Annotated in this window: 19 protein-coding genes, 1 pseudogene and 1 other annotated feature; of the genes and pseudogenes, 11 read left to right on the top strand and 9 right to left on the bottom strand. The window is 37.1% G+C overall.

Annotation, left to right across the window (positions count from 1 at the left end; translation table 11 throughout):
• Nucleotides 1–33: 33 nt before the first annotated feature.
• The 3 genes from MKZ17_RS12370 (at nt 34) to MKZ17_RS12360 (ending at nt 3,570) form a co-directional block, all read left to right on the top strand.
• Entirely contained in the window at nt 34–1,530 is a 1,497-nt protein-coding gene (locus MKZ17_RS12370; protein ID WP_340724040.1) for a phytoene desaturase family protein, read from the top strand.
• Nucleotides 1,531–1,881: 351 nt separating this feature from the next.
• Nucleotides 1,882–3,051 carry a glycosyltransferase gene (locus MKZ17_RS12365; protein ID WP_340724039.1) on the top strand — a complete coding sequence of 390 codons (1,170 nt, stop codon included), beginning with the start codon at nt 1,882–1,884 and terminating at the stop codon, nt 3,049–3,051.
• Between the two features lie 12 nt (nt 3,052–3,063).
• The gene (locus tag MKZ17_RS12360; RefSeq protein ID WP_340724038.1) at nt 3,064–3,570 is read left to right on the top strand and encodes a glycosyl-4,4'-diaponeurosporenoate acyltransferase CrtO family protein; all 507 of its coding nucleotides are present in this window, start codon (nt 3,064–3,066) and stop codon (nt 3,568–3,570) included.
• 160 nt (nt 3,571–3,730) lie between these two features.
• Here the strand turns inward: MKZ17_RS12360 and MKZ17_RS12355 are convergent.
• The 4 genes and pseudogenes from MKZ17_RS12355 to proS form a co-directional block, all read right to left on the bottom strand.
• Nucleotides 3,731–3,922 (bottom strand): annotated as a pseudogene (locus MKZ17_RS12355) (alkyl hydroperoxide reductase subunit F); the annotation flags it as partial.
• Between the two features lie 41 nt (nt 3,923–3,963).
• On the bottom strand, nt 3,964–4,416 hold the full coding sequence (locus tag MKZ17_RS12350) for a HEAT repeat domain-containing protein (protein ID WP_340724037.1): 453 nt from the start codon (nt 4,414–4,416) through the stop codon (nt 3,964–3,966).
• Nucleotides 4,417–4,659: 243 nt separating this feature from the next.
• Entirely contained in the window at nt 4,660–7,533 is a 2,874-nt protein-coding gene (locus tag MKZ17_RS12345) for an InlB B-repeat-containing protein (protein ID WP_340724036.1), read from the bottom strand.
• A 334-nt stretch (nt 7,534–7,867) separates the two neighbouring features.
• On the bottom strand, nt 7,868–9,304 hold the full coding sequence (gene proS, locus MKZ17_RS12340) for a proline--tRNA ligase (protein WP_340724035.1): 1,437 nt from the start codon (nt 9,302–9,304) through the stop codon (nt 7,868–7,870).
• Nucleotides 9,305–9,359: 55 nt separating this feature from the next.
• Nucleotides 9,360–9,572, bottom strand: a binding site (T-box leader).
• A 178-nt stretch (nt 9,573–9,750) separates the two neighbouring features.
• On the opposite strand from proS, the gene MKZ17_RS12335 reads away from it, so the two are divergent.
• From MKZ17_RS12335 to MKZ17_RS12320, 4 genes are all read left to right on the top strand, one after another.
• On the top strand, nt 9,751–10,035 hold the full coding sequence (locus tag MKZ17_RS12335) for a hypothetical protein (protein WP_340724034.1): 285 nt from the start codon (nt 9,751–9,753) through the stop codon (nt 10,033–10,035).
• Between the two features lie 111 nt (nt 10,036–10,146).
• Nucleotides 10,147–10,626: a hypothetical protein gene (locus MKZ17_RS12330; protein ID WP_340724033.1), complete on the top strand. Its 480-nt coding sequence runs from the start codon at nt 10,147–10,149 to the stop codon at nt 10,624–10,626.
• Between the two features lie 1,213 nt (nt 10,627–11,839).
• On the top strand, nt 11,840–12,661 hold the full coding sequence (locus MKZ17_RS12325; protein ID WP_340724032.1) for an MBL fold metallo-hydrolase: 822 nt from the start codon (nt 11,840–11,842) through the stop codon (nt 12,659–12,661).
• Nucleotides 12,662–13,132: 471 nt separating this feature from the next.
• Nucleotides 13,133–13,981 (top strand): MBL fold metallo-hydrolase, encoded by an 849-nt coding sequence (locus tag MKZ17_RS12320; protein ID WP_340724031.1) that lies wholly within the window; start codon nt 13,133–13,135, stop codon nt 13,979–13,981.
• Nucleotides 13,982–14,134: 153 nt separating this feature from the next.
• Here MKZ17_RS12320 and MKZ17_RS12315 read toward each other — a convergent pair whose 3' ends face one another.
• Nucleotides 14,135–15,232 carry a DUF4179 domain-containing protein gene (locus MKZ17_RS12315; RefSeq protein WP_340724030.1) on the bottom strand — a complete coding sequence of 366 codons (1,098 nt, stop codon included), beginning with the start codon at nt 15,230–15,232 and terminating at the stop codon, nt 14,135–14,137.
• Nucleotides 15,229–15,795, bottom strand: coding sequence for a sigma-70 family RNA polymerase sigma factor (locus MKZ17_RS12310; protein ID WP_340724029.1), 567 nt, complete (start codon nt 15,793–15,795; stop codon nt 15,229–15,231). Before MKZ17_RS12310 ends, MKZ17_RS12315 begins: the two co-directional genes overlap by 4 nt.
• 305 nt (nt 15,796–16,100) lie before the next feature.
• Here MKZ17_RS12310 and MKZ17_RS12305 point away from each other — a divergent pair, with 305 nt between their 5' ends.
• Nucleotides 16,101–17,117, top strand: a complete 1,017-nt coding sequence (locus MKZ17_RS12305; protein WP_340724028.1) for a serine hydrolase domain-containing protein — start codon at nt 16,101–16,103, stop codon at nt 17,115–17,117.
• Between the two features lie 165 nt (nt 17,118–17,282).
• A complete protein-coding gene (locus MKZ17_RS12300; protein ID WP_340724027.1) occupies nt 17,283–17,753 on the top strand; it encodes a hypothetical protein in 471 nt (156 codons plus the stop codon).
• Between the two features lie 256 nt (nt 17,754–18,009).
• Here the strand turns inward: MKZ17_RS12300 and aspA are convergent, their stop codons facing one another.
• Nucleotides 18,010–19,422, bottom strand: a complete 1,413-nt coding sequence (gene aspA / locus MKZ17_RS12295; RefSeq protein WP_340724026.1) for an aspartate ammonia-lyase — start codon at nt 19,420–19,422, stop codon at nt 18,010–18,012.
• 296 nt (nt 19,423–19,718) lie between these two features.
• On the opposite strand from aspA, the gene MKZ17_RS12290 reads away from it, so the two are divergent.
• The gene (locus MKZ17_RS12290; RefSeq protein ID WP_340724025.1) at nt 19,719–20,477 is read left to right on the top strand and encodes a GNAT family N-acetyltransferase; all 759 of its coding nucleotides are present in this window, start codon (nt 19,719–19,721) and stop codon (nt 20,475–20,477) included.
• 52 nt (nt 20,478–20,529) lie between these two features.
• Here the strand turns inward: MKZ17_RS12290 and MKZ17_RS12285 are convergent, their stop codons facing one another.
• Both MKZ17_RS12285 and MKZ17_RS12280 read right to left on the bottom strand, forming a co-directional pair.
• On the bottom strand, nt 20,530–21,372 hold the full coding sequence (locus MKZ17_RS12285) for a hypothetical protein (protein ID WP_340724024.1): 843 nt from the start codon (nt 21,370–21,372) through the stop codon (nt 20,530–20,532).
• 263 nt (nt 21,373–21,635) lie between these two features.
• Entirely contained in the window at nt 21,636–22,430 is a 795-nt protein-coding gene (locus MKZ17_RS12280; RefSeq protein ID WP_340724023.1) for an alpha/beta fold hydrolase, read from the bottom strand.
• 212 nt (nt 22,431–22,642) lie between these two features.
• Here MKZ17_RS12280 and MKZ17_RS12275 point away from each other — a divergent pair, with 212 nt between their 5' ends.
• Entirely contained in the window at nt 22,643–23,257 is a 615-nt protein-coding gene (locus tag MKZ17_RS12275) for a DUF5052 family protein (RefSeq protein ID WP_340724022.1), read from the top strand.
• Nucleotides 23,258–23,260 lie beyond the last annotated feature (3 nt).

Here is a 23,260-nt window from a genome sequence, read left to right as displayed (position 1 = left end):
GCGTGACAAAGAAGCAGGCAGGGGGAGGACAATATGTCGAATAAGAAAAAAGTGATCGTAGTAGGGGGCGGGCTTGGGGGCTTGTCAGCGGCGATATCGCTCCAGCAAAAGGGGTACGATGTGCACTTATATGAACAGAACAATCATCTTGGGGGGAAGTTGAACCGTTTGGAACAGGATGGCTTCGGCTTTGATCTAGGACCATCCATCCTGACGATGCCCCATATTTTTGAGGCGTTATTTCAGCAAAGCGGGAAGCGAATGAGTGAGTATGTCCAAATTCAGCGACTGAACCACCAGTGGCGCTCCTTTTTTCCGGATGGAAATATACTTGATTTATACGAGAATCTGCAGGAAATGGAGGAGTTGAACACTTCCCTCACGACAAAAGACATAAAACAGTACAAGGAATTATTGCAATATTCCGAAAAACTGTACGACATAACGGAGCAAGGCTATTTTAATCAAGGGCTAGACAATCTAAAGGAAGTGCTCAAGCATCACGGCATATTCCAGTCGCTGCGTAAATTCGATTTATCCTCGACGATGTTTGAGGCTATTGATGAAAGAATCAGCAATCCGCAATTCAGAGATATGCTGAGCTATATTGTCAAATATGTTGGGTCCTCTGCATATGATGCGCCTGCAGTCCTTAATATGATGATCTATATGCAGCATGCACAGGGGATCTGGTATGTGCCCGGCGGAATGCATCATTTAGCGGATGCGTTGGTAAAATTGGCGGAAGAGGCAGGCGTCACGTTTCATCTGGGGAAAAAAATAGTGAAGTTCGAAAAAACGAATAAAAGGATTGCAGCGGCCTATGCAGATGATGGCATGAAATTGACGGCGGATTATTTTGTTTCCAACATGGAAGTCATTCCGGCATACAAGCAATTGCTCGAGGAGAAAAAGACGTATGTAGACAACTTGAACAAAAAATTCGAACCGGCAAGCTCCGGTCTTGTGCTGCACCTGGGGGTGAAAAACAGTTATCCGCAACTTGCACATCATAACTTCTTCTTTTCGGGCAATATGAAACGGCAGATGAATGCGATTTTCCATAAGCACGAACTTCCTGATGATCCGGTCATTTATGTCGTGAATGTGAATAAGACGGATTCGGAACAGGCGCTGCCTGGCCACGAGAACCTTAAAATCCTTCCGCACATCCCCTACCTCCAGGATAAACCGCTGACTCGGCAGGACTATGCCGCCTTTGCTGAAAAGGTATTGATCAAACTGGAGAACATGGGGCTCTATGGGCTTAGAGAAAGCATCGTCACACGGGACATGTGGACACCGCATGATATCGAACGGAACTATTCTTCAGACCGCGGGGCCATTTATGGGACGGTTTCTAATAAAAAGATGAATAAAGGATTTAAGCATGCAAAACAAAGTGAACGCTATGAAAACCTATATTTCGTCGGGGGTACAGTCAATCCGGGTGGCGGCATGCCGATGGTCACGCTTAGTGGTCAACAGGTGGCAAAGAAGCTGATGGAGAGAGACCGGATGGATGGATAATAAAATCATCCCCCTGACAGAGAGGACAATTGTCCCTTACCCGATCTTGGAATGGCTGCTCGCTTCAGGGCTGATCCAGAAAGATTCGTTGACAACCTATCTATTCACGGAAAAAGGGGAGCAAAACGAGTTGCTTCGACAATGCGTGAGGGGAGTGGTCATTGTTAATAAGGTGATCCACCATGCAGGGAGCAGTCGGGTTTCGTTCGGCGGGATTGGTTGAAGCGGCTTCGGTGCCTATCATGGGGACTCAGGGTTCGCCTCCTGCAGCCATCTGCAAACGGACTATCGGGCATTCACCAATAAATACCTGCGTGAAAAATACCCGCCATATTCAAAACGGGTGTTTGTATGGGTGAAGAGGCTGCGGAAGTGGCTATTTTAACAGAAGGAATGGTGCTCATGGAAATTTTATATAGTATCGTACAAATCCTGTCCTTAAGCGGCTTATTAGGCGGCCTGCTCATGTTCTGGTCCACCATAAAGCTGCCGGTGCAAGAGGAGAATCAATCATTTCCGCTCCTGTCGATTATTATACCGGCCAGAAATGAAGCGCTTCGTTTGCCACCATTGTTACAATCGCTGCAAATGCAAAGCTGGACGGGTTTTGAAGTAATCGTAGTCGATGATGGCTCCTCGGACCAGACGTCTGAAGTGGCCTTATCATACGGGGCGAAGGTGGTAAAAAGTAAACAGGTAGGCCGGATGAAGCCTGGTAAAGCGAATGCCTGCGCCTATGGGGGACGATTTGCTGAAGGGGAATGGCTTCTTTTCTTAGATGCGGATGTACAGCTTGAAGATGAGAAAAGCCTCGTGAAGATGCTTGCCGGCTTCAGCAAACAAGAATGCAAGGGTATCTTGTCCATTCAACCGTATCACCGCATTGTAAAGCCATACGAAAATTTATCCGTCCTATTCAACATCATTGTCCTGACAGGAATGAATGTATTTACCGTTTGGAAAGAAAGGTATAGGACTGCAGGGTCATTTGGACCTTGCATCCTTTGCGATAAGGAGAGCTACATTTCAACAGGAGGGCATGAGGCTGCGGAAGAATCGATTATGGATGACTTCGCACTGAGCGACCTTTTTTTAGAAAGGGACCTGGCAGTTACGAACTATGTGGGCAGAGGCATCATTAACATGCGGATGTATGAAGAGGGAAGGAAGCAATTAATTGAAGGATGGACAAAAAATCTGGCGACAGCCTCCCAATCAACCCATAGATTTGTCATGTTCCTTATTCAACTATGGATTTTTGGCGCCCTCATGGCAACCGTGGCACCCATACTCGCTTTTTTAACGGAATCCAATGTGACGTTCTCGTGGAGTGTCGCCATCTACCTATTCTATGGCGCCCATGTGTATTTTCTGGCGAGAAGGGCAGGGAATTTCCGAATTATCGTCCTCTTCCTCTATCCTTTCTTTGTGCTGTTCTTTACAGCGGTATTTTTGTATTCTTCCTTCCGAACGCATGTCCTGCATTCGGTCATGTGGAAAGGCAGGAAAATCAACGTTTAATGGGGGAGGGATATGATGCTTATCGGGCTTCTTGTTGTTAATACAGTGGCATGGCTCGTTCTGCATTTTGCAATTTCAGCGCTGTGTTTCAACATTCCTTTGCGCTATTTTCTCAAAGATGTAGCATTTCTTCGGATTGCCCCCTGGGAGAAGAATGGGGAGGTATGGAACCGTTTATTGTTCGTGAAGAAATGGAAAAGGTACTTAATAGATGGTTCTTCCATTGTGAAGAAAAGTTATGATAAGCGCCGTCTACATGGAACGAAGCAGGAGGATTTACTGATTTTTGCAGCTGAAACGAAAAGAGCCGAGCTCACCCATTGGCTGTTAATGTTGCCGGCCCCTCTATTTTTCTTGTGGAATCCAGATTGGGCAGGCTGGATCATCCTTGCCTATGCACTCCTCGCAAACATACCGTTCATCATCACACAGCGCTATAATAGAGGAAGAATCGAATCCATTGTAGGTTCGTCCCGTTATGGTAAAGGGAGAAGGCGCAAGGAACGAAAAAGCCGATGATTCATGAAGGTGTACCCCATTTTACAGAGCTGGGGTTCCGGGGATAAACAGATGCTAGGAATAAAAAAACCATCTGGAACGTTGATTCAACTACGTCCCAGATGGTTTTGCCGTGTAGAAAGACGGAAAGTTTATCCCGCCGTTGCATCATTTCAACTGCTTAATTCCGGATGAGGTAGTCAAACGTACCAAGTGCTACGGTAGCGCCTGATCCCATTGAAATGATGATTTGCTTATAGGGGATGTCTGTGCAATCGCCAGCAGCAAATCCGTCCGGCATGCTGGTAGCCCCGCGCTTGTCTACAACGATTTCACCTATTCTAGTACGCTCGAGCGCCTCGCATAGCCATTCAAGAAGGGTACGGATTCACCGCACCCTCCATATTTCAAAACCTATTTTTTTGTACTTGCCTTAGCCCACATATCTTTTAACCAAGCATCAAAATCTGCGCCTTTTTCACCTTCGTACGTGTTATAAATATCACTACGCATTTTTTCTACTTTAAGTTTGAAGTCTTCGTACGTATGCTCTGCAGGTAAGCTTTTCTTAATTCTTAAGAAAATTTTACGAAGATCTTTGAATAATTCGCCTTTCGGGGCTTCAGATACGGGTACGACTTGTCCCATTTTCTTTAACTGACTTGCTGCTGTTTCGCGCACTTTTGTTACTAAATCCGCTTTCGCTACATATTGTAAAATTTTAATCGTTTCATCAGATTTAAATTTTGCTAATTCATTTACCGCTTGTAAACGTTCTTCCCAGTCTGCTGTACGGTTTACAGCTTTCTTTAACTCATTGAAATTTTCAGGTAACTGGTTTACCGTTTCTTGTTTATGATTGCTCACTCTTTTATCTCCTTTATCATTTGCCTTCATAGCAAATGCTGCGTTTCGTACGCATACCCGTAATTATAACATGAAAGTGAATGAATCAGGCATGAAAGTATTTCTATGTTAATTATAACTCATGCGGGCTTATTTCTATTCTATACTTATTTCCAATCCAGTATTAAAAAAACCTCCCACTTGGCTTTTTGTCACCGAGTGGGAGGTTCTATCAATTTCTATAAAGCAATCATTTTCCTAGCATTAATAACTCGTTGCTGCCTTCACAATTTCCTCTTTCGCCCAATGACGATCAATGTCGGAAAACTCACGTGGCGTTACATTAGCTGGAAGGGCAGGGCGGTTAAATACGCCGTTTAATACTTTGACAGATTCTGCGCGGGAGATATTGTTAGTTGGCTTGAACGTTCCTTCAGGGTAACCGATCATCGTGCCAATTTGAACAACATGCATAATCGCATCCTTTGCCCAAAATCCATTCGCTACATCGCTAAAAATAGAAGGGCTAACAGGGTTGCTACATGGCTCAGTTCCGTTTTCTTCTATACATTGCTTCGCTACATAGCGTGAAACAACAGTTGCCATTTCGGCACGTGTCATATTGCCTTTTGGATCAAAGCCATTTGCTGTTTTCCCGGTCATTAAGCCGTTTTGATTTACATAGTTAATCGCATCTTTTGCATACGAATTTGAAATATCCGTAAATGGCGTTGACGAATGTGTTGGCACATTATAATTCGTTAAAATGTTCGCCAGCATTAAGGCCATTTGTTCCCGTGTAACAGCGGCATTTGGTTTGAATGTCCCGTCTGGGAATCCGTTAATATACGCTTGTGTTCCCGCATTATCAGTCCATTTTGCAAAAACTTGGAACGTCTCTGTTACAGGAGTATTTGGGTTCCAGCGCTTTGTATAGGTTGGATCTAAATACCAACCTTCAAAACGATAGCCTTCGCGCGTTGGTTGTACAGGCATTTGTGCCAGTTCGCCTTCCTCTACTGATTGAGCTGTCAGTAACTCTCCAGGTAAACGCATAAATTGAACGTCATACGTAGGAATCGGTTCATACATGGCGGTAAAGGTTAAGTTGCTCTTTACTACGTCCTTATTAAAATCCCATTCCTTGTTAGTCGTTTCCAACCAGCGAATGAACTTATAACCAGGGCGGCTTTCCGCAGTAGGTGCTGTTACGAAATCGCCATGTAAAACAGTTACTTTGTTCGTGTTCGTTGCATGAACAAATGTTACTGTATACGTGTTTCGCATAAATTTGGCATATAGCTTTAAATCACCCGTTAACAATTGATTATGAGCTGGGTCGGTGAAGTGTACGTTTTTATACCAGCCTATAAATCGGTGTCCTTCCCATTCAGGGGTAGGGAGGCTTGCCACTTTAAATTCATCATATACTTGCATGCTCTCCATTGGTGGTGCACCATTCATTTCGAAGGAAACAGTAAACTTTTGCATTTCCCGCCACTTCGCATATAACGTTAGATCGCTGTACATTTGAGTCGCAAAACTTTGATATTTCGCAGTTAATGCCTCATCTGTATACCAACCTTCAAAACTATAACCTTCTCTTGTAGGAACGGCATTATTGTAAAAGTTTTTGCCTTCCTCTACTTGTACGCTTGGAAGTTCTAAGCCACCATTCGTCACATAATGAACTTCATAATATTTAATGGCAGTCCATTTTGCATAAAGGGTTGTGTCTTGTTTAACCGATGTTATGAGCGGATAAAAGCGCTGTTTCAATGCTTCATCCGTATACCAACCGTCAAATTTATAACCGTTTCGACTCGGGGTATAATTTACGTCGAGACTTTTGCCTGACTGAACTTGTACAGCTGGGAAGGTAGTGCCACCTAAGCCCGTCTCGAATGTAACCGAATAGAATGGTAAATCAAATTTCGCATAGAGCGTTGTATCCTCTGTTACAACATCTTTTGTGATAGACCATTTATGGGTAAATTGTTTATCTTTATAAAGTCCTGCAAATACCAAACCTTCTTTTGTAGGGTTGATTGAAGAGGGAAGAACTGTTTGTTTTTTATGCTCGAAATACTGCACTATTTGATCGTCTTTATCCTTAATACTCACGGTAATATCAGATGCAGTGCCCCATTTAGCAAAAAGCTCGATATAGCTAAAAGGCATTGTCGCAAACTGACCTGGATAGTAATTTTCACCGCTTCCATCACGCTTCGTATTCCAGCCTAAAAACTTCCTATCTGGCTTTACTAAAGGTTCACTTGGCATTAAAACCGCCACTTGAGCAGAACCAGAAACCGTGTTCCGTTGAATCGGTGCAACACCTGAAGTTGCGCCGTTCACATCATAAATAAACGAATATTGATAATCGATCCCTTTCGAATAAATACGCTGTATGTTTTCCGTTTTTTTCGTATAAACGGTTGTTAATGTTGGATCTGTGTACCAATAGCCTGTCGATGTATAAGGTAAATTGTCTAAGCCAGATAAAGCACTCACATTAAAATTTGTTACAGAATCCGCAAAATCTACATAGCGAATTGGGTTCGATGCAAAGCTATTCGATGCGATCGATGAAATATTGCCCATTAATTTAAAGGTAATCATTTCATTGTTACTAAATGCAGACGATTCAATTTTTTTAACCGATGAAGGAATCGTCACAGCTACTAATTCATTATAGCCAAATGCGGATACGCCAATATGTTCTAGGCCATTAGGCAACATCAATTTTGTTAAATCATTAAAGCCAAATGCCCGTTCTTTAATCGATTTTAGTGAACTTGGGAGCGTCAGTTCAGTTAGATCATTGTTGTAAAAAGCCTTATATCCAATTGTCGTAATCGTATGAGGCATTTTAACGGAAGTTATTTTTTTATCTAAAAAGACACCTTCTCCAATTTCTACTACTGGCATTCCATTAAAAGTATTTGGAATGGTAATCTCTTTTTTTGTTCCTGCATAGCTTATTAATTTTGCGCCAATAACTTGTCCTTGACCATCTAATACCTCATCAAAACAAAGCTGCTCCGAATCACATGTGATTGCTGCTTGTATATTTTGAATAGGTAAGCATGAAAGGGTTAGTACTAGCGCCAATAAAGTGGAAATGATTTTTTTCAAATCAAATCCCTCCTTTCTATCCTCATAAATTATACGAGTTCCCCGTATAATACTCTATAATAATTTGATAAAAATGATGATATATTTTAAATTTAATCATTTTTTTACTATTTTAGGAGTGAGTGATAAGAAAATGAGGGATAAAAGGGGGAGTTGAAGACGTTCATCTCCCGTATAAGGGTTGCGCCCAAATTTCGGGAAAGCTTCTACACGATATACAATGTGGTAGGTAATAGACTAATAAAAAAGCGATAATAAGTAGGAAATGCTACTCATTATCGCTTCATTTTATATATGCTACATCCAATAAAGAAGGGAACACCTGAGTCAGATTTTAGTATGCACGCGCAAACCAAACCGTATGTTTAGCTTCTTTCCCACAATTCAGGCATGTGTTCTTTGTTGTTGGTGGATTAAATGGGATGTTACGTGTTGTAAACTTTGTTTGTTCCTTTACGTTTTCTTCACAAGCATCCTCGCCACACCATCCCGCTAATATCCACCCAGGAATGGTCCCATTTTGTTCGGCTTGTAATAAATGTTGTTTTAACTGATCGATTGTCTCGATATGTTGGTGCGAATTTTCAGCACGAAATGCTTTCGCCTTTTCGAAAAGGCGTGTTTGCATTGTTTCAAGTTCTTGTTTAATGCTTTCAACAATGGCTTGTAAAGGGACAGAAACTTTCTCCGCTTCATCACGTGCCTTCATTAATACTTGCTTATTTTCTAAATCACGCGGACCTAGTTCAATGCGCACAGGTACACCTTTTAATTCCCATTCGTTAAATTTATAGCCTGGTGATTGATCAGAATCATCAAGGCGAACGCGAATGCCTTCCGCTTTTAAGGCTGCATAAATGTTATCCAATTCGTTTATAATTTCAGGATTTTTTTTCCATGGACCGACTGGAATCAAAACGACTTGAGTTGGTGCAATTTTTGGTGGTAAGACAAGCCCTTGTTGATCGCCATGAACCATAATGACGGAACCGATTAAACGTGTAGACGTTCCCCAAGAAGTTGTATGCACATATTCATGAGTATTTTCTTTATTTAAATATTTAATATCAAATGCTTCTGCAAACTTTGTACCTAAGTAGTGCGAGGTACCGGCTTGTACGGCTTTTCCGTCTTTCATCATCGCTTCAATGGAGAATGTATCAACTGCTCCAGCAAAGCGCTCGGATGGTGTTTTTTGTCCATCATATACTGGAATGGCCAGTAATCCTTCGACCACTTCTTTATAAATCGTCAGCATTTGCATGGTTTCTTTACGTGCATCTTTTTCATCCACATGCGCGGTATGCCCTTCTTGCCATAAAAATTCAGAAGTACGGATGAATGGAAGAGTTTTCTTTTCCCAACGGAATACATTTGCCCATTGATTAATTAAAACTGGAAGATCCCGATAACTTTTAATCCAGTTTGAATATAAATGTCCGATCATTGTTTCAGAAGTCGGACGTAGTGCTAAACGTTCTTCTAATTTCTCTCCTGCAGCTTCAGTTACCCAAGGCAGTTCTGGAGAGAATCCTTCAATATGCTCTTTTTCCTTTTGGAAGAAGGATTCCGGAATTAGCATTGGAAAATACGCATTACGATGTCCAGTTTCTTTGAACCGCTTATCCATCTCTGCTTGAATATGCTCCCATATTTCATAGCCATCAGGTTTAAAGGCAATACAACCGCGAACAGGGGTGTAATCCATTAAATCTGCTTTTTGAATTGTATCAATATACCATTTAGAAAAATCGTTTGTTTTTTGCGCCATTGTCTATTCCTCCTAATAAATTTAATGATGTAAATAAAAAAAGCATAAAGAGTCCAAAAAGGACGTCTTTATGCTCATAGACGTGGTACCACCTTAGTTCGACCTAATAAATATTAAGTCCTCTAAACGTTTTTAACGAAACAACCCGGTTAGTTTTAGCTAACATCTCCGTGCTAGGTTTCAATAAGAAGGGGTGATATAGCTCTCAGCCAAGGCTATATTTTCTGGTTCACAATTCTTATTTACTTGGACACATCATTGATTACATATTTGTACATTAATATAACAATTCAGTAAATTTAAATCAATATGTAACTTAGAGAATATTTCAAAACTCGAGGAACTGTGAATTTTCCGGAACATTCTTTGACGAAAGGTTACTAAACGAGGTTTCGGGAACCATATACTACCAATTGGTGTCTATATTTAAAAAGGGAGGTGTCATTATGTGGGTAATATTTGGTCTTATTGCTATAGTGGTAACTTTTATAAATCTTTATATGTATGCAACAGGAAAAGATTATAAACTTGCGATGGCCATGGGGTTATCATTTACAGCATTAACACTTTGTGCAGATTATAGTCTTGCATCACAGTGGGTAAAAGCAGAAGACTGGGCAGCTTTAATGGATGTAGTACCTAGTATGGAAAGGGCATTATGGTTTTTGACAATTGTTTCGATCTTATTAAACATAGCACCTGTCCTTTTAGAATTAAAAAATAAAAAATAAGCTTTTTTTGAATATGTTATAATTTACCTGTCAAATATGAGGAGGGTTCGTTTCGGAATGACAAACTCATATGAATAGCGAAATCGTAACTAGTTTGAGGTGATTATGAAAATGAAAAAAATAATAGTGGGGCTAATTATTGTTGTATGTATAGGTATTATAGCTTGGCTAAGACTAAATCCACCTTTAGAAAAAGGCACACTTGGTAGCAATTCTGAATCCACATCAGTTGTCATTGAATTGGGGAATAAAGGTTTAAGAGATATTCAAGTTACGGAAGTGTTTGTTAATTATGGAGAGATTCCCTCTGAAGTGAAAATGCAAATCAATCATCCTGATAAAGGTTTTATCGTAGTGGATGACTTTTCTTCTTCAGAAGCAGCTGCGTTTAACTTTTTTAATTTAATGGATGCAAAAATAAAAAAAGGAACAATTATTGGCGAGATTTATGAAAAACAAGATAAAAAGCAAGTAGAAGAAGACGATAGAATTTACGGTCTAACTATTTTAAATGAGCAACCGATTTATAAAGTCGAAGTACATTACCGTTATTTAGGAATGCCATATAAAATTGAAGTGAGTATGAAGTGATTTTTAATAAAACTAATAAAGCCTAAAAGTATATGAATAGTGCAATTTCAAACAGACAATGCACCTAAGTAATTTTCTATATCAAAGGTTATGGAATACAATTCAAAGCCACAAACGTTTAAAAGCGTTTGTGGCTTTTAGTAAGAATAAAATTCGAATTTATACTGTGTTCGAATGAGTATTTTTAAAATAAGTTTAGAAAATAGGTCCCATCTTCTCCGCGTACTTCAACTGAATAATCAGTGTCTTTTTTTAGTGATTCTAATTTATGACTTTCTCCAGGTTTTATTGAGAAATTTTCAACTATTTTATCGGTTTTTATATCAATCATGCGTATATCTATATTAGAGTCACTGTTTCCATCATTTAAATCGTGCTTCTTTTATTTTCTTTCCAATTGATGTCATCGTGTGATTTCTCCTTGGTAAATTGAATTTTATATTACGGTTTTCATTGCGTCTGTCACACTTTGTGACATTCTCGTTCGACTCTATGTTTGAATCGCTATTTCTTAAAAAACCATTTGACAGAAACTCTGGCATCTTTCATATAACAATTTTTTAATTCGAGCATTTTGAAAAAAGTGATTTTATTTCCTGGATAATAATGGTGCAATCTCGTCAATTTTTCAATCGAAGCTTTTTAACTAGATAAATCAAGTATTCTATTATTTTAATCAGTAATTCTACTAACCAAAAGAGCAAACCTATAAGTAGCGCATATTTAAAAACAGGGGATGTGGAGTACCCAGAAACATAGACACTATAGAACAACATAAACAAAAAACCTATAATCCAAAGAGTTCTTTTTAGTATTATCAAATCATTAGCCTCACTTTAAATGTTAAAAAATTCAATTGTTATCAGTGTATAGATTTAAAAGAACATAGTAAACAGTTAAACTTACATCGCCAAAGCAGGGTTTGGTAGCTTAAGGACTTATCGGATAAATCCGCATTTGTATATGAGACCCCAACTCTCAATTAGTTCGCAATTTTTATAATCTAAAAAAAATTTTCATAATGTCACAAATGCCCATTAATTTTAGTTATATATGTTAGAAAGGAGGGAGCCACTTTAGTTCCAAAAAATGCTTAGAAATGATCAAGCATATTCAGCCTAAATCCCGATAGGAACTTTAGTTTTTTTAATATATGATTTACAAATGAACACCCATAAAATGTAAAAAACAACATATGAAAGGTAGATTTGAGATGAATTATTTTGTTTGTGAAACGTGTGGGGTCCAATATGACAAATCCACTGTTGAACCTAGTGAATGTAAAATTTGTACGGAGGAAAGACAATACGTCAGCCTAAGTGGGCAGAAATGGACTACTTTATTTCAATTAGTAGCATCTAATCATTTTAATAATGAAATTATATTTGAAGAAGAGAGGTTGCACAGTATTAAAACTGTCCCTACGTTCGGAATTGGACAAAATGCTTACTTAGTTCAGAATCGCCATTTTAATTTGTTATGGGATTGTATTACCTATATTGATAATCAAACTATTGCCAAAATTAATGAATTAGGTGGGATTAATGCAATTGCGTTATCTCACCCCCATTATTATTCAAGCCAAGTGGAGTGGGCGGAAGCATTCGATGCTCCAATCTATATTCACGAAGATGATAAGGAATGGGTAACTAGACCAAGTGAACACATCGTTTTTTGGTCAGGGGAACAATTGATTTTACAAGAAGGTTTAGTATTGCACCGTATTGGAGGCCATTTTAAAGGAGCAACCGTTTTAGAATGGCAGAAAAATGAAAAAGAGGGCATTTTATTTGTTGGTGATATTATGCGTGTTGTGGCAGATCGAAGATGGGTAACTTTTATGTACAGCTATCCGAATTTTATTCCATTACCAGCTAATATTGTGAAACGAATTGCAAGTCAACTTGATACATTTAAATTTGAAAAGTTGTTTGACGCATTTCATCGAGTAATTGAAAAGGATGCAAAAGAACGTGTTCAAATTTCAGCAAAACGGTATATTGCAGCATTAGAAAATAAACTTTTTGAAACATAAATATTCATACACACTAAATTAAAAAGATCTAATCACCCTTGTGTTGAACTACATAGAAAAAATGATCCAACTATTTTATAAATCAATTTTATATTTACTTAATAAGACTCTCTTTTGATGAAACTTTTTCAAAAGTGAGTCTTATATAATTAATTGTAGTATTAGCTTTATTGAATGAACTATGTACTTATCCGAGCAATGGAGGGCTTTAGTGAGATGATTTAAAAATCTATATTTATAAATATCAAACACTATAATATATTCGGCTTTACAGAATTCGATTAGTTAACTAATGGTAATTATGGTAACTTTTAATTGTGTTGTGCTATACTTTTCTACAACAATATAAGGAGGTACAGGTCCAATGGTAAAAAATTAACATGAGAAAATCTTAAATTATTTTATATATTAGAATAAACATGTAGATTTTCTCTTTCTTATCATTCACTTTTAGAAACGAGGAGAAAGTTCATGTTAAATAAATTAAGTGATTCGATCTATTATTTAAGTAATCAAGATGAAAAAGAACGTCCGACATTAGGCTTAGTATGTGGTGACCAATATAGCCTAGTCATTGATTGTGGGAATTCTACGCAACATGCAAAAGATTTTTTGCTAGAAATAGAGAAGTTGAATGTGCCGCCAGTTAAATATGTCGTTCTTACGCATGCACATTGGGATCACTTCCTAGGAATGAATGAATTTAATGCAACGGTGATCGTTAATCGCCAAACAAACGAACTGTTAAAAGAATGGAAAAGTTATACATTTGATGATCATTCATTACAAAAGTATGCAAATGCGAAACAGATGAGTGCTAAATGTGTGGAGATTATACAAGCGGAAATCCCAAACAGAGAGAGTTTTAAGTTGAACTCACCGCATGTCATTTTTGATAATACATTATCGATTAATTTAGGGAATAAAGTTTGCATAATTGAAACAATCCAAAGTACACATACAGATGATTCTACAATTATTTATATTCCTGATGAAAAAGTTATTTTTTTAGGTGACTCTGTTTATGGTACAACGAAAAATTCACTTTATCATTTCAAGCAGTCTTTGTTATTGCCTATGATAAAGGACATTCAGAAATATGATGCGAAAATGTTTCTACTTGGTCATGAATCAATCTGTGATTTAAATGAAATGAATGTATATTGGGAAGAGTTAATTGCTGCAAGCGAAGCTGTAAAATCTGACTCACTAGAAAATGCTATTGAGTGCTTTAAAGCACAACATAATAAGGAACCTAGCGAGAATGAGCTATTTTTCATTCAAACATTTGTGAATGACCAGATCCTTCAATCGCAATAAGTTAATTCATTTATTGTGAAAATAAATTAGTACTCCATAAAAAACGGTCTTGCAATTACGTTTGCAGGACCGTTTTATAAGAAAAATGGATTCCCTAAAGTGTGGAATACGTTCGTTTGCTTCTTATTAAAGAATAAAATTTTTAGAGCATTTCTATTTTAGATCAACTATAATTTCTTCAAATTGCACTTTTTTTAAGTCTCCATTACTTTCAATGGAGCGGTAATTAGCCTTGAGCGGATTTCCAACTTCATCTTTACCTATTATGTCGTTTTCAGATAGTTCGATAATGGGTGTGATAAACAATTTGGTAGCATTCGGATCCAAACTTTCATAAGTAGCAGACCAATTATTTATAGCTTGAATACCCCAACCTCGAGTTGTTCCGTTAAGTGCTTTATATTTATTTCCTAAATCATCCATCACTTCCATTGACATAAAAAGATGATCCCATTTATTAAAGATGTCTAGGGGCGCAGAACCTTCATAAGATATAATAAATGACATCGGAGTAATTTTAATATGATTAGCTGTAAATGATAGTCCGTGATTGTTTAATGTTTTATTCACTAAAATAGTTTTACTGTCGACAGCAGATAAGTTGAAATCAAATGCCCAGTTTCCTTCATATACGGTGCCTGTATTGTTTATATGTGTTGAGATACTTTCAATTTGCCAATTAACATTGATATCATCTAAATTTTCAGGATGATAATCGTTGACTGACATTAAACTAATATATTTTCCATCTTCAATTTTAGATATTTGTTCACTACTAGTTAAACCACTGTCTCCATACATAGGCAAACTGTTGAGCCATGGTCGATCGCCTAAATCTTTGGTCGTTTCAATCATGTACGTAATAAACAAAGTTTCGCCATCAAAAATGGTATCCATAATGCTTATTTTTATCCCATTACTTTCCTGTACTAAGCCTAGTTTCTTTGCATGCTCTTCATAGTCAGCATATTTTCCATCACTACTACTAAAAAACTTAAAAATACTTCCAAGAAAAGGGCTCTCCTGTGCGTATGATGTAAAGGAAAGACCAATTAAGGAAGAGCATATAATTCCTAATGTCATTGCTGCCACTGTTAATGAACGTTTGAATTTGTTTTGTTTTTTTGTTTTTACTATACGATTTTGTAGCTCTTTCGAAAATCTTTTCTTTTCAAATTCTGAAACAGATGCAAAATCATCATCGGAAATATTTGTATGAATATCATTTAAAAGTTCATAAATATCTTTCAATTGAAGTTACCTCCTAAAATGATTTTTTGGGCTTGGTTATTTAATTTTTTACGCCCTCTAAACAGGCGGCTATCTACTGCTGATTTAGTTAAACCAAGCTTTTCTGAAATTTCATCAGATTTCATATCAAGAAATAAACGCATTACAATGATTTTTTGATCAATCGGATCTAACGTGTGAATAAACTCGAGTATTTCTTTTTTATTTTCAGAAAAAATAATGGCTTCTTCTACAGAATGGACCTTTTGTAATTCTAAATTATCTACTATTACTTCCGTATTTTTAGTAACTTTTCGATAATAATCAATGGCCTTAAACTTGGCAATGGATGCAATCCAATGTTTAAAATTACTAGTATCACCTTTGAATTTAGTTGCGTTGTTCCAAACGGATAGAAAAATATCGTTTATACACTCTTCAACAAGACCTTCATTTTGAATAGGTCCAAGTATTTTAAAAGATATCCCTTTAACGAGAGGTAAATATTCATATACGATATATTCAAGCGCATCTTCTTTTTCCATTTGGAGGCGTTCGACAAAATTCTTTTCATTTGATTTCATCTATAAAGAATCCTCCTAAATTTTTGTAAAAGCTTTTACACATTATAAGACGAAGTAGATAAATGTTTTTTGCATTTTATTCGGATTATTTTTAGAAATTGTATGATTATTTGATGTGAAGACGCCGATTAGTTAACAATTAGTATAATTAAAAGGGGATAATTTCCATAGTTTATTTTTCCTCTGTCTGATTTACATTTTCTATACGAGATACTTTTTTACTTCCGAACTAGAAATAAAGGGATAAATAAGAGAAAAGGCGAATAAATAAACGAACGTACATTCTAAGAAAGTGGGTTATAACATTGAATACACTGTTTTCTAAAACAACAAAAGCTGTTCAAAACACCTATGAAACGCTCAATTGTTCAGGTGGCTCTCTTATCATTTATCATCAAAATCAATTAGCCGTCGAACAATATTGGGGCAAGCAATCAAATAAAGAGGATGCGAAAAATATTCAACCTCATACGAGATTCCATTTAGCTTCTTGTCGGAAGACGTATGTGGGCTTTGCTGTTGCCTATGCAGTCATGAATGGTTATATTGATTCAATCGATGATGACATCACAAAACATTTGCCAATCGACAAACAGCATCCGTTATATAAAGGGACAACTATCCGACATTTATTAACACATACGCATGGATTAAAATTACATAATGACGGTGTTGAACGTGTTTTTAAGGCAGGGGAAGATTGGGGCTATCAAGGGATAAATATAGACATTTTGTCAGAGATTCTTCAGTTTACGACAAAGAAGACAATTGCTCAAATAGTAAAAGAGGAAGTTTTTATCCCTCTACAGTTTAAAGAAACAGGCTGGTATAACCAATTTGATGACAGCTTCGTAGAGGTCATTCGTCCAGAAAGCCAACCCCATTGGACTGCACCGATAAATATAGATGGTAGCGGAATGAATATGTATGCTTCAACACGAGAATTTGCAAAATGGGGGCTTCTTCATCTTAATCAAGGGATGCTTGATGGTCAGCAAGTCATTGACCCACTTATTATCCAACTTGCGACTTCATTTCAATCACCAGTATTAATGAATCCTGATCTTCCGGATAACGGATTTTTGTGGTTCGTTAAAAATTCGCCTGCTCAGCGGTCTGAGATAGGGGAGTTTGTGCCGGATGGATCGTATCAAATTTTAGGGTATACAACGGTGACGCTTCTCGTCATCCCACAAGAAAATATTGTTGCTGTTCGAGCGTTTAATAGCTTCGGAAATCCTGAAGGCTATAACTATTTACGAGATGTAAAGGACTTTGGAAATAACATTATGCTTGATATTAAACAGGCTATAGGCGTGTAGTCTATTGTTGCTTCATATGTTTTACAATAGATTTATTAATCATTCTCTAGGTCTACTCTTAATGAAATTATCTTAATACTACCTTTTATTTCATTTTTCTAGAAGTACAGGCGTATTGAAAAGGAGATGAATAGGATACTGTAATTGAAATAGGAGGTGAGTGTTATGTGTTTTTGTAGTAAATCTGAAGACATAAAAAACTACCGCTTCATCGCCTCAGAGTGGGGTGTTCCCAAAAACTACCGCTTTTCAACTTCAAAGTGTGGCACAAAAAAATTAACTATTTGTAAACTAAAAAGAGCTGCTTTTGAAGCGGGTAATGTTCATTTGTATGATAATCCGGATCCATTCGGTGTAGATTACGAGTACTATTTTATTAATCAACTGTTTCGTTTTGCACAACCGTGTACAGAAATACCAGGGTATAGAATACCCGCAGTAGATGAATTAGCAATTATTAGCTCATCTTTCCAAGTGAAGGGGGAATTTCTATGTCCTATGTTAGTTTGGGCAACTCTAGATGGTACGCTTCCTGTACTTGTAAGGGTAGATCCTTATAGTGTTAATCCGGTAACAATTGCTGATAATTCAGCATGTAAAGGATATAAAATCTGTGTTCGGCCTATACTTGTTTAAGTATAAGATTTTAGTAATATTATCAATTCCTTTAAAAGAAATATCCAATTGTCTTATAGTTGCTGTAAAAATATTATACAAAAGGTGACTTTCAGGTTGATGAAAGTAGAATAATACAATTTTGTAAAAAAGGTTCAAAAAGAATATTACTAGAGAAGTATCGATCATTTATTATCGTGTTTTAAAGAGATGCTGTAATAAGTAAAAACGCCAATGGGGTAGTCAACCTACCACATTGGCGTTTTAAATTTTCATCTTATTTCATTAAAGCTTTTTCCCCAGCAATACCTGGTTGTGTGAGCTCGAATGGGTTTAAGATAATATCTAATTGTTCGACTGTGAAGTAATCGTACTGTAAGCATAATTCACGTACTGATTTGCCGCTGTGTAGCGCTTCGCGGGCAATTTGGCTTGAACGCTCATAGCCTAAATGTGGTGCTAATGCTGTTACAACCCCAATTGAACGTTCTACAAAGTCATGCATGCGCGCTTCGTTTGCCTCAATATGATCTAAGCAGTGTGTCGTAAATACAGTGAAGCCATTTGTCATAATTTCAATTGACTGTAATAGGTTGAAGACAAGGACTGGTTCCATTACGTTAAGCTCGAATTGACCTGCTTCAGAAGCTAATGAAATCGTTACGTCATTGCCGACAACTTGGAAGGCAATTTGGTTAATTACTTCTGGCATAACAGGGTTTACTTTCCCTGGCATAATTGATGATCCTGGTTGACGCTCTGGTAGACGAATTTCACTGAAGCCTGTTTTTGGACCAGAGGCCATTAAGCGTAAATCGTTTGAGATTTTTGACATATTCGTCATCGCAATTTTTAGCATAGAAGACACTTCTGAATAAGTATCTGTGTTTTGCGTACCGTCAATTAAGTTCTCTACGCGCTCGAATGGGAAGCCACTGTATTCAGCAATATGCTCCACGGCAATTTTCATATACTCTGGGTCAGCGTTTAAGCCTGTACCAATTGCTGTCGCCCCGATGTTAATTTGTAACATTGTTTTTTGCGCATTTTTAATACGTTGAATGTCACGGCTTACAACGGCTGCATAGGCACCAAATTCTTGACCTAAACGAACTGGCACTGCATCCTGTAAGTGGGTACGACCCATTTTTACGATAGAATCAAATTGCACTGCTTTTTTCAGGAAGCTTTCTTTCATGCGTTCCATCGCTACAATTAACTTATCTAAAGTTGACACCGTTGCGATATGAATAGCTGATGGGAAAGCATCATTTGTAGATTGCGCCATGTTGACGTGGCTGTTAGGACTAATAATTGAATAAGTACCTTTTTCTTCCCCTAAAATTTCTAATGCGCGGTTTGCAATTACTTCGTTGGCATTCATGTTCATTGAAGTACCTGCGCCGCCTTGAATTGGGTCTACAACGAATTGATCGTGTAGCTGACCGTGAATGATGTCGTCTGCTGCTTGAGCGATTGCATTGGCAATTTTCGTGTCTAATTTACCAATCGCCGCATTGGCAAGGGCAGAGCTTTTTTTTACGATGGCAAATGCACGAATTAATTCAGGATGCATTGTCATTTTAGTAATTGGGAAGTTTTCTAATGCACGAGTTGTTTGAACGCCATAATAAACGTCCTTTGGAATTTCTAATGTGCCTAAAAAGTCTTTTTCAATACGTGTACTCATTGTGTACGAACCCTCCAAGAGAATTGTGTGATAGTTGGATAAACAATTACATTATACGCCAATTTTCATAGAAACCTTACTTGCTGAATTATTAGATTATTTAGAGGCTTTTAAAGTACTAATTTAAGCTCTTTTATAGCATAAACGACAATATTTACTATATAAATAGATTATCGCACCTATTATATTGTGTAATTTACAAACAATTTAAATAACGGTAGGACAAAGAATTTTTTGTCCTTTATAATAGTAAATTAGAACGAATAAGAAGATATACATATTCTAGGAGGGTACACATGAATTTATCATTTAATAATATCCAAATATTTGCCCAAGTTGAAAAGGAAACAGAATGGTTCAAGCACTATAAACTAGATGAACTAAAAGACCGTTATTATAGTAATTTTATTCAGTTTTTAAAAATGCCGTCCCTACAGCAATATAAAGAGATGGAACAATATTTAAAGGATTTTCATGAAGCGAAGGGGCAAACCCATGTTAAGTTTACATTCCCACAGGATAAAGAAATTCCAGACGAAGTGTTGGACTATGTGAAAAATGAAGGCTATACAATTGGAAGTTTAGAAATGTATGCCATTGAACCAAAGGACTTTGGGCATTCCGCTACATGTGAGCATGTTATTGTCGAATTCTTATCGGAGCATACTTTACCTCACTATTTAGCAATTCATTTTGAAGATGCGAAGCAATGGGGTGAAATTTACGCGGCTGGAAGGGAAAAAATGCTCGAGCGTGATTTTTTAATGCAGCGTAAAAAACAAATCATAGCACGTATTGACGAGCAAGTAGTTGGATCAGTAGATGTGATTATCGAAAGCAATACAGCTGAAATCGATAATTTTTTCGTTCTTCCGGCGTTTCAAAAAAGGGGAATTGGCACGAAAATTCAACAATTTGTTATGAGTGAGTTTGCCGATAAGACTATTATTTTAGTAGCGGATGAAGAAGACACACCACGTGAAATGTATGTAAAGCAAGGGTATACCTATATCGGGAAGCAATACAATGTGCTGAAGATGGATATCAATAAGTAGGAAAAGCCAACGGAGTGCTTATGATTTAAGTAACACTCCTTGGCTTTTTATATTATATTTTTTTCAACTGCTCAAGTATGATCTCTTTTAAATTCGTATGCTTCCACATCGTAATCGTTTCGAATTCCCCATGGAGTTCGATTAAACGACTAACGACTACATAGCCAATATAATAACCGAGGCGTGTCTTACCAAATCGTTCCCCACCGTTAATGGAAAACCATTCTTTAAAGATTTCGTCACTAGGCATTGTTTGAATTTCTTGAATAAAGTGGTTAACGATCATGTTTTCATTGTCTTTACAGAATTTTAGCCAATCTGCATCACGCTCAAAGGCAAAATAGACGTCTTCATGTGTGTTCACGACCTTCGTAGACAAATACGTAGCGCAACCTTCCTGCAAAAGCCATGTATACGGGCTTGTCCACTCAATTTGGTACATATCGACATTTTCACGAATAGACAATAGATGATGGGTTGCATGACCAAATTCATGGGCGATAATGACTTTTAAATGATCCTCTTCTGCGGACAATTTTTCTAGGCAAAATGTGATTTCTGGGTCGAATTGGCGATGTGTATAAGCATTGGAACCGTAAATGCCAACAAGAAGGTGGACATCCTTTGTAAAGTGAATTGGATAAAGTACCTCATACTGATCAACAATTTCCTGAATGAATAGTGGCATCGCTTCACACATTTTTCGAATATCTGCGAGTTTTAGCGGATGTCGTTCCAGTGCAAGCTGCATCTTTTCCTCTTTTCGTTTGCAATGATAACTAAAATAATAGTGATAGCTTGCTTCATGTTTAGCAAAAAAATTTTCTAAATATGAAAGGGTAGGCTCATAATTTTCTACGAATTCTGAAGCTAAGTTATGGATTTGCATTTGCATGAAAAAACACCCCTTTAGTTAATTCTAATACGATTTTTAACTTTAATGGTAGTATATAACAATATAAATAACTTATAAAGAAGTGGTAGTTTGCTTTGTCTTTTTATAAATTCTCAGAGCTAGCGGATCACTTTTTTCACGTTTTTGAAAATAATGATTTTGATACATTTGTGGCCCTAATTAAAATAAAGGAAAACCATATAATGATGTTAGAATGGCATCAATAAAAGAAGCAGCTAAATATTTAGCTGCTTCCTGCACATTCACACCAATTGAGGATTTTCATGAGGCTGAATGGTATTTAAAAAATTTAACGACAGCTCATTAAAACGACTTGGCTGATCTACATTACAAACATGTCCACTGTCTTCGATTATTATTAGCTCGCTTGTTTTTTGCGTCTTCACAAGCTCTGCTACTGTATGGGTAAACATATAATCCTCAGCCCCCATCAAATAAAGGGTTGGAATATTCGTATCCTTTTCATTGAACTTTATTAAATACTTTGCCACATTCGTCGTTAACGTTAACCAACGTATAAATTCACGATGCTGTACTTTTTTTGCCTCTTGAACAAATAAAGAACGTGAGCCTTCATGGGATTTTTTCGGCATTAATATCCATGCAAAGAAACGATACAACCACATATAAGGGACAATACGCTTAAATCTGTTTGCGATACTTAATAGAAACTGCAAGCGCGGCGTAATGCGAATGACTGCTCCTGCAAGCACCATACTTAACATTTTTTCAGGGTGTGTCTCTGCAAGCTGGCGAATTAAAATAGTTCCAAGTGAAATCCCAACAAAATGTGCTTTTTTTATTCCTACATGATCTAAAACTTCCATAATATCTTTACTTACAAGGTCGAACGTATAATGCTTTGGTGTACAGTTAAACTTAGACGATCCGTGACCTCTTAAATCGACAACGAGTACATTAAATTCTTTTCGATAAGCTCGTATTTGCTTATACCAAATTGTTGAACTTCCACCTGCACCGTGAACAAGGACAACCCATTCCTGTTTATCTTGGCTGTAAATTTTATAGTGTAGCAATTGATTCCATCCTTTTAAAATTCTATACATTTGTATATCTAGTTAGACGAAAGTGAGACGTAATGGTTTCAATATAACGTGATAGTTTTTATCTGTCTATGAAAAGCTACTAGTTTTGCTAAAATACTATTTTATATTTGAAAGGATGAAACCTTTTTCTTTATTTAATAGTAAATAGTAGTGTTTCTATACATAATGAAGGAGTGAGGTTGATGAAAAAGTGGTCATTTATTGCAATAATAGTAGCAGCGACACTTGTTTTATCAGGTTGTAATTGGTTGGAGATGAAATTTGGTAATCTCAAGGAGAATTTTGTCGGTCGTGAATTAACAATCCAAACATATGACGAAAACAGTCAATTAATTGACCGTGTCATTGGGAAAAGTGTAAGTATCGAAGCAGATGAAGAATTTAGCTTAAAAGATGTAGATGGGAATACTGTAGAGAAATCGGCCGTGCTGAATATTACGGTCGGTGGGAAGCAAATGCTACATGTTGGAAGTAGTTTAATCGCGTATGAAGATGGTTTAGTCGATATGTTTGATGCATATTCAAAACAAATTGATCTTCAAAGCTTTGATCGCTCAGTGCCATTTATTAATCGCATGGTAAATGATTTAGCGAATATGACAACTGGGAAAGATAAAATTGTATTAATACGCTCGCAATCAGGACAACCGCTTGCTACTTTTGCAGGAGAAGATGTAAGCTATTATTCGACAGAAATGGATAAATCAACAGGGCTATTAATTGACGGGCATTATTTATTCATTTACCGCTGTGATTATACAATTTATGATTTAAGCTTACTAGCATCAGGGGAATAATGG

Source organism: Solibacillus sp. FSL R7-0682 (assembly GCF_038005985.1).
GTDB lineage: Bacteria > Bacillota > Bacilli > Bacillales_A > Planococcaceae > Solibacillus.
The sequence above is the reverse complement of the archived record's forward strand: the minus strand, read 5'-3'. Positions and strand labels throughout refer to the sequence as shown.

Coding starts and splice junctions, on each gene's coding strand:
- MKZ17_RS12370 (WP_340724040.1), top strand. CDS start 34: ATGTCGAATAAGAAAAAAGTGATCGTAGTAGGGGGCGGGCTTGGGGGC.
- MKZ17_RS12365 (WP_340724039.1), top strand. CDS start 1,882: ATGGGTGAAGAGGCTGCGGAAGTGGCTATTTTAACAGAAGGAATGGTG.
- MKZ17_RS12360 (WP_340724038.1), top strand. CDS start 3,064: ATGATGCTTATCGGGCTTCTTGTTGTTAATACAGTGGCATGGCTCGTT.
- proS (WP_340724035.1), bottom strand. CDS start 9,304: ATGGCGCAAAAAACAAACGATTTTTCTAAATGGTATATTGATACAATT.
- MKZ17_RS12335 (WP_340724034.1), top strand. CDS start 9,751: ATGTGGGTAATATTTGGTCTTATTGCTATAGTGGTAACTTTTATAAAT.
- MKZ17_RS12330 (WP_340724033.1), top strand. CDS start 10,147: ATGAAAAAAATAATAGTGGGGCTAATTATTGTTGTATGTATAGGTATT.
- MKZ17_RS12325 (WP_340724032.1), top strand. CDS start 11,840: ATGAATTATTTTGTTTGTGAAACGTGTGGGGTCCAATATGACAAATCC.
- MKZ17_RS12320 (WP_340724031.1), top strand. CDS start 13,133: ATGTTAAATAAATTAAGTGATTCGATCTATTATTTAAGTAATCAAGAT.
- MKZ17_RS12310 (WP_340724029.1), bottom strand. CDS start 15,795: ATGAAATCAAATGAAAAGAATTTTGTCGAACGCCTCCAAATGGAAAAA.
- MKZ17_RS12300 (WP_340724027.1), top strand. CDS start 17,283: ATGTGTTTTTGTAGTAAATCTGAAGACATAAAAAACTACCGCTTCATC.
- aspA (WP_340724026.1), bottom strand. CDS start 19,422: ATGAGTACACGTATTGAAAAAGACTTTTTAGGCACATTAGAAATTCCA.
- MKZ17_RS12290 (WP_340724025.1), top strand. CDS start 19,719: ATGAATTTATCATTTAATAATATCCAAATATTTGCCCAAGTTGAAAAG.
- MKZ17_RS12285 (WP_340724024.1), bottom strand. CDS start 21,372: ATGCAAATGCAAATCCATAACTTAGCTTCAGAATTCGTAGAAAATTAT.
- MKZ17_RS12275 (WP_340724022.1), top strand. CDS start 22,643: ATGAAAAAGTGGTCATTTATTGCAATAATAGTAGCAGCGACACTTGTT.